General features: G+C 70.2%; 1 protein-coding gene. It reads left to right on the top strand.

Annotation, left to right across the window (positions count from 1 at the left end; translation table 11 throughout):
- A partial coding sequence (locus tag WA788_RS35865; RefSeq protein ID WP_335984747.1) for a beta-ketoacyl synthase N-terminal-like domain-containing protein occupies nucleotides 1–235 on the top strand: 235 nt, incomplete at both ends.

Below are 235 nucleotides of genomic sequence, written 5' to 3'. Positions count from 1 at the left end.
TGTCTTCGCCGGCGGCTTCACCTCCAGCTACGGGCTCGGTGTCTCCGCGGTCGCCGGTGAAGAGGGCTCGGGCGTCGAGGGCCACCTCATGACGGGCAATGCCACCAGTGTGCTGTCGGGCCGGGTGTCGTATGTGCTGGGTCTGGAGGGGCCGGCGGTGACGGTGGACACGGCGTGTTCGTCGTCGCTGGTGGCGCTGCATCTGGCGGTGCAGGCGGTGCGGTCGGGTGAGTGC

The organism is Streptomyces sp. CA2R106, from assembly GCF_037034245.1.
In the GTDB taxonomy this organism is placed as follows: domain Bacteria; phylum Actinomycetota; class Actinomycetes; order Streptomycetales; family Streptomycetaceae; genus Actinacidiphila.
Note: the sequence above shows the minus strand (reverse complement) of the source record. Positions and strands in the feature narration are given on the sequence as shown.